5 protein-coding genes are annotated in these 6,531 nt (G+C 39.3%); 1 reads left to right on the top strand and 4 read right to left on the bottom strand.

All coding sequences use genetic code 11. The features are described 5' to 3' along the window. The 4 genes from AC3DU7_RS21150 to hisIE form a co-directional block, all read right to left on the bottom strand. Window positions 1-951, bottom strand: a 951-nt coding sequence (locus AC3DU7_RS21150) for a M23 family metallopeptidase (RefSeq protein WP_488041277.1), incomplete at its 3' end; no start/stop codon positions are given. A 437-nt stretch (window positions 952-1,388) separates the two neighbouring features. Beyond that, window positions 1,389-2,855 carry an alpha-amylase family glycosyl hydrolase gene (locus AC3DU7_RS21145; protein ID WP_488041276.1) on the bottom strand — a complete coding sequence of 489 codons (1,467 nt, stop codon included), beginning with the start codon at window positions 2,853-2,855 and terminating at the stop codon, window positions 1,389-1,391. A gap of 325 nt (window positions 2,856-3,180) precedes the next feature. Beyond that, on the bottom strand, window positions 3,181-3,624 hold the full coding sequence (locus tag AC3DU7_RS21140) for a lipocalin-like domain-containing protein (RefSeq protein ID WP_488041275.1): 444 nt from the start codon (window positions 3,622-3,624) through the stop codon (window positions 3,181-3,183). A gap of 337 nt (window positions 3,625-3,961) precedes the next feature. Beyond that, window positions 3,962-4,627, bottom strand: a complete 666-nt coding sequence (gene hisIE, locus AC3DU7_RS21135) for a bifunctional phosphoribosyl-AMP cyclohydrolase/phosphoribosyl-ATP diphosphatase HisIE (protein ID WP_488041274.1) — start codon at window positions 4,625-4,627, stop codon at window positions 3,962-3,964. 443 nt (window positions 4,628-5,070) lie between these two features. Here hisIE and hemL point away from each other — a divergent pair, with 443 nt between their 5' ends. Further along, window positions 5,071-6,369 carry a glutamate-1-semialdehyde 2,1-aminomutase gene (gene hemL / locus AC3DU7_RS21130; RefSeq protein WP_488041273.1) on the top strand — a complete coding sequence of 433 codons (1,299 nt, stop codon included), beginning with the start codon at window positions 5,071-5,073 and terminating at the stop codon, window positions 6,367-6,369. The last annotated feature ends 162 nt before the right edge of the window (window positions 6,370-6,531 follow it).

Raw genomic sequence — 6,531 nt, 5'->3', positions numbered from 1 at the left:
CTGAGAATTATTACGTTTTCCTGCATATCCTACCCATGTTTTACTGGCAGATTTAATTTCTTTTTTATTGTCTATAACTTGCTCGCCGTTAGGAGCAAATAATTGATAATGCTCTATATCTCCAGGCAAGACACCGTATATTTGTACCCAAAATATTAATGCTGCAATATCTCCAGGTAAAACTGTGTCGTAAAATTTGCCTTTCCATAAATCATCCATAGTAGGTGCTTCCCCAGCAAACCCAGTCCGAATAATACCAGTTGGTTTATAACTCAACGGTTGTTGCCAAATTGGGTTACGAGCAGTATTACAACCACTCTCAGCATTAACTCCCACAAATGGATCTACGATTTCTCCCTGATATCTAAAACTCAAATGTACATGAGGAAAAGAAGCTAAACCAGATTCTCCTACCATTCCTAATTGAGCACCTGCTTTCACAACTGTTCCTGGTTTAACGACAACGCTATTATTGCGGAGATGGCAAGACTGAGTTTCCCAACCATTACCATGATCTATTACAACTCCGTTACCGCATTCAATACCATCAACTGCTTCTTTATCTGCCTGATTTTTTACGCGTTTGTCAGGTATTCCATCTCGCACTCTTAATACTTTACCTGGAGCTACTGCTGCTACAGTTACACCTCTAGCCATTGTTTTTTCATCCGGTATAGCAAAGTCTGTTCCTTTGTGGCCGTCGTAGGTTTGCCTACCGCAGCCAAAATCTACTGCTTTTGGACTGGGGTCGCGATCGCTGTACAATAAAATAAAGCAATCTTTGTCTAAGTTACATTTTATGGGTAGGCCAAACTTGGAGTTTTGTACTTGAGCAATAGAATTGTCAATAATAGAATTTTCAAAGAGTGCAGTATTGGCATTAGCATTGTAGCTGGCTAATATTATGACTAATATTGTGAGGAAGGTGTAAAAATATTTTTTCAGTTTCATAAGTTTTTTATCCTCTAAAACTTATCGTTAGTTTAACAATAGACAACTCTAGAAAAGAGCTAGTAGGGAGTTATATCAAATCCGCCTAATTGCACATAGATCCAATAACGTCATAATTAGGATTTTAAGCTATTAGACATCTCCAATAATAAAAAATAAAATCAATTATCCTACATAAATTATCAATTATTTCCCCCCTACTCCCTACTCCCTACTCCCTACTGGAGATGTCTATTGATTGTGAGGTTATTTAACCGGATTTGATATTACAGCGCTTTTTAAATTAATGAACCACATCTTCACAAGCAAAATCTTGTAGGGACGTTCCATGGAACGTCCCTACTGTGGTTTACCCAAATGAAAACCGCTGTCAGAGGCAATAACTAATAATTCTCTTCTGCATCAATTATTTCTCCCTGTTACCTGTTACCTGTTCCCTAATTAACATCAAAAATATGATAACCCCATGCAGGTAAATCCAAATATAAACCTCGTGAAACTAAATTATCTCCCAAGCGATCGTAACTAATATCACTCATTAAATCTTGTAGTCGATACGTTTCACCTCTGAGACTCTCAAATGGCAACTTAACATAACATTGCCCTCGATAAGAAGCATAGTTAACAGTTATCAACAATAGTCGCTCATCTTTTCCTTCCCAACTGAAAGCAATAAAATTATTCCATGTAAAATTTCCTTCCCATGCAGCAACACATTCAAGTAATTGCCAATTTCCCTCATGGAAAATATCCAGAGCTAAAGAATCTAATAATTGATGGTAAAACCTATCTATATTAGGAACAGTAGCTTCTTCAGGAGCATAACATAAGTGCATCGAAATTTTGTTAGACCAACCTTGTAACTGACCTTGATGGAAAAAACGTAAACCAGGGGTAAAATAAGTCAAAATGGCAGCAGCTTCATGAACTCTTGGTGGAAAATCTGCATTTGCCCTGGGTTCATCGTGATTTTCCATAAACCTTGCTAATTTATTTTGAAAATCAAGACCAGCATAAAGATGCTCTCTGACTGGAAGTGCCTGTTGTTGATGGAGGCGATCGTATAACCGTTTATCATAAGTGAAATTAAATCCTAGCTGTTGCAATTCCCACTCCAAATCCCAATATACTTCTGCCATAAAGATAAAATCTGGATATTGCTGTTTAATTTGGGAAATTGCACCAGACCAAAACGGTTGCACTGGAATACCCCAAGTCTGCTCAAAAATATTTGGCAATATTAGCATTGCCATATCACAGCGAACACCATCGCACAAATGAGCAATATTGAATAACTCTGCTAACATTCCCTCCTGTAATTTGGGGTTGCCGTAGTTCAGTTGCAAAGTATCAGACCAACCTGGAAAATAAGGGTCTCTTCCATGAGCAAATATTTGGCTACCTGTTGGCAATTCTATTCGTATATAGTTTTGGGGTTCTCGTTCAATATCGGCCTGGGTTCCCTGAACATAAAAGTCAGGATTTGTTTGTACCCAAGGATGATCGGGAGCGGTATGGTTGGGGACAAAATCAAGCATGAGTTTTAGTCCCTTTTTATGGAGGCGATCGCGCAGTCGTAACATAGCTGCATTGTCACCTAGATTTTCATGGACATGATAACCAGTTACCGCAAAACAAGACCCGCAAATATAATCTTCTTGGAACTCATCACCAAAAAGTTCTATAGCTTCTTTTCGCACATCAGGATTTGCACGAGAGATATTTCGCGCCATTATTCCCGTTTGCCAAACTCCTAAAAAGTATACCCAGTTAAATCCCAAGTTTACTATTTGGTCCAACTCTGTATCGGGAATATCATCTAAGGTGAGACGACGACCAAACTTTTGGGACAGTCTATTGAGCCAAACACGGGTGTTTATTTGATATAGGGAAGGATTAATCATATAGAACCTATTTGAAAGTTTTAAACTATTTATAACATCTTGAACTTGAAAGCAAAGCTGAAAATATAGCGCTGTGCGCAGGCAATAGGCAGTAGGCAATAGCGGTCAGACCCCGCGTCGCCGCTAGGCGCAAGGGAATGCTGACCAAGAGAGGCAGTAGGGGAGATAAAAAGCTTATGATATAAAACTTTTAGGGCGTTGCTGAATTAGGGTATGATTTTGCCCCCCGAGCAAGCCAATTTTGGGGGGGATAAAACTCTAAAAGTCCCCCAGAATTGGGGGATGCGCGGGGGCATGGAGAAGGTTATTGATCTTATATCTAATATCAAGTTGGTATTGTTTCAATACAACGCTCCCACATAAGATGTCCAGTCAAGCGTTTGTCACTCACCTTAAAGGAAGGTGTAGTTAATAATAAATAATTTTCTGTAAATTCAAAGAAACGTTCTTGGTTTGTACCAACCCAATTAGGAAATAAAGAGGCTTCAACATGGTGAATTACTTTTTTATCCTTAATTTCATAGCTACCACAATAAGAGATATATGTTTCCATCGCATTAGCTTTCTCCTGTGTACTTCCTCCCAAAAAATCTACAGAGGAAAACTTGGGACGCTTTGCAGTCATAATTACCGCTGACATATATCCATCTTCTGTATACATTAGATATCCGATTGTATCTTTACCGTATGGGTAGCTTACTTCACCATTTGCATCTTTTAGTTCAAAAGACAGCAGTCGCCAAGTTCCAACAAATCGATTTTGTACCATTTTATATCATGTCCGGTTGAATAGTTAAACTTTGGAGGAGGGAAGGCAGAAGGCAGAAGGGAAAGAAAAGTTCACAGGGTAATGGTTTTTTTTATAACTAATTATCCGGACATGATTTTAGTTCCTGATTTTGTTTTGCAACAGAACTATTTCCTGCTACCTAACTCCCATACTCCCTAAGCACGAAAATCATAGTCTAATTAAGCAGCACCACTTATTTATAATATTTATTTTTGGCATTGCATAATTGTGGGATGATTTTATAAGAGAGGATCGACTATCATCCCCGTGTCTCCGTGTCTCCGTGTCCCCGTGTCGGTCTCAATCATCCCAGTATTCAGCAACGCCTATTTTTTGGTCTGCGTTCATCCAACTTCCGATATACATCTCGCAATTCAACATTATGTTGGGCTAGAGCAACTAAAGTATGGTAAAACAAATCTGCTACTTCCGAAGCGATCGCCTCTTTCTCATCATCTTTACACGCCATTACCACTTCTGCTGACTCTTCCCCAATTTTCTTTAGAATCTTATTATCTCCCCCGGCAAATAATTTACAAGTATAAGAAGCTTCCTGGGGGTTGTCGCGACGATCGCAAATAACATCAAAAAGCTGAGATAACATATCTGCCCGTGGCTTAACAACTTCTCCATCCACCTGATGAAAACAACTCCTCTCCCCCTTATGGCAGGCAATATCTCCGACCTGTTCAACTCCCACTAATAAAGTATCGCTATCACAGTCGTAGCGTATCCACTGAACATTCTGAAAATGACCAGAAGTTGCCCCTTTATGCCAAAACTCCTGACGAGAACGACTCCAAAACCAAGTTTGTGCTGTTTCTAGAGTTTTTTGCAATGATTCCTGATTCATCCAGGCCATCATCAATACTGTACCATCTAAATAATCTTGAACAATAGCAGGCACAAGTCCTTGTTCATTGTAACGAACCTGCTCCACTGGAATCGATTGACTTAAAGCTACTGGTTCGGAGGTAGACATAATTCGCCAAAAAAATTTATTTGTACACTCGAAGTCTAGGATATCTTCTGAGTATTTTCTGAATGTTTAATTTTAAGTTTTAATTTATTTTTGATTTTTGTTATCATACAATGAATAAATTGTCAAAAAAAGCTTCATAATTCTCCAAGATTAACTATAAATATGCCCCTAGGGCAATGATACAATTACCTAAATATACATAAACGAAGGCACTTATGCTAGGGGCAGAGGGCACAAGGAAAAATTGGATTGGGGTTTATGCCCCACTCAATTATAGGCAATGCGAAGGGCGGGGTTTGGTCACGGGCATAGGTCAGGAGTAAGAATTTCCTTCTTCCTTCTGCTTACTGCCCTCTGCCTTTCCTAATAAGGTTTATTTGAATTTGGTGATAACATAAAGTCCCCCGTAGGGATTGAAACAAAAACAAAATAAGGAGATTAACTTGGTAGTTACTAAACTCAACACAACTAAATCAGAAGAAATTTTTGCAGCAGCCCAAAAACTCATGCCTGGGGGAGTAAGTTCCCCGGTCAGAGCATTTAAGTCTGTTGGTGGCCAACCAATAGTATTTGATCGAGTCAAGGGAGCATATATTTGGGATGTTGATGGCAATCAATACATTGACTATGTTGGTACCTGGGGACCAGCCATCTGTGGTCATGCTCACCCAGATGTATTAAATTCTCTCAAAGAAGTTCTAGAAAAAGGTACCAGCTTTGGCGCGCCCTGTGCTTTAGAAAATATCTTGGCTGAAATGGTTATTGATGCTGTACCTAGCATTGAAATGGTCCGTTTTGTCAATTCTGGTACAGAAGCTTGTATGGCCGTATTGCGTTTAATGAGAGCTTTTACAGGTAGAGACAAAGTCATAAAATTTGAAGGTTGTTATCATGGCCACGCTGATATGTTCCTAGTTAAAGCTGGCTCTGGTGTGGCAACTCTAGGTCTGCCTGACTCTCCTGGAGTCCCTAAGTCTGTTACTAGCAATACCCTAACAGCTCCCTACAACGACTTAGAAGCAGTTAAGCAACTCTTTGCCGACAACCCTGACCAAATTTCCGGTGTTATCCTCGAGCCAGTAGTTGGTAACTCTGGATTTATTACTCCAGATGCAGGTTTCTTGGAAGGGTTACGGATGATTACTCAAGACAATGACGCTCTACTGGTTTTTGACGAAGTCATGACTGGCTTTCGTATTGCTTATGGTGGCGCTCAGGAAAAATTTCAGGTTACTCCAGACCTAACAACTTTAGGCAAAATTATTGGTGGTGGTTTACCTGTAGGAGCTTATGGTGGTCGCGAGGATATTATGTCAATGGTAGCTCCAGCAGGCCCAATGTATCAAGCAGGTACTCTGTCTGGTAATCCCCTAGCTATGACTGCTGGTATTAAGACTCTGGAGTTACTAAAAGAAAAAGGTACTTATGAACAGTTAAATAAAATTACTAAAAGACTTGCTGATGGTTTGTTAGAGATTGGTAAAGAAACTGGCAATCCTATTTGTGGTGGGAATATCAGTGCAATGTTTGGTATCTTTTTCAATAAAGGCCCAGTTCATCATTATGATGATGCCAAAAAGTCTGATTTGAGCAAGTTTACTAAGTTCCATCGTGGAATGTTAGAGCGAGGAATTTATCTAGCACCTTCTCAGTTTGAAGCAGGTTTTACTTCTTTAGCTCACACAGAGGAAGATATTGACCAAACTTTAGCTGCAGCAAAAGAAGTTATGTCTAATCTTTAATATACTTCCGACGTTTCGCTTTAGCGACAACGCGAGATTCTTAAATTCACAAAGGAGTTGAAGTTTATTGAGTAGTGTCCTAACCTAAATCCTTAGTGCCATAAAAGTTTTCAAATGGGTAATTGATGATTTTTAAGTTGATCATTACCCATTAAACATCTC

Source organism: Okeania sp., assembly GCF_983059655.1.
Note: the sequence above shows the minus strand (reverse complement) of the source record. Positions and strands in the feature narration are given on the sequence as shown.

Bases quoted from the DNA above. Each gene is read 5' to 3' on its own strand.
- AC3DU7_RS21145 (WP_488041276.1), bottom strand. From the start codon at position 2,855: ATGATTAATCCTTCCCTATATCAAATAAACACCCGTGTTTGGCTCAAT.
- AC3DU7_RS21140 (WP_488041275.1), bottom strand. From the start codon at position 3,624: ATGGTACAAAATCGATTTGTTGGAACTTGGCGACTGCTGTCTTTTGAA.
- hisIE (WP_488041274.1), bottom strand. From the start codon at position 4,627: ATGTCTACCTCCGAACCAGTAGCTTTAAGTCAATCGATTCCAGTGGAG.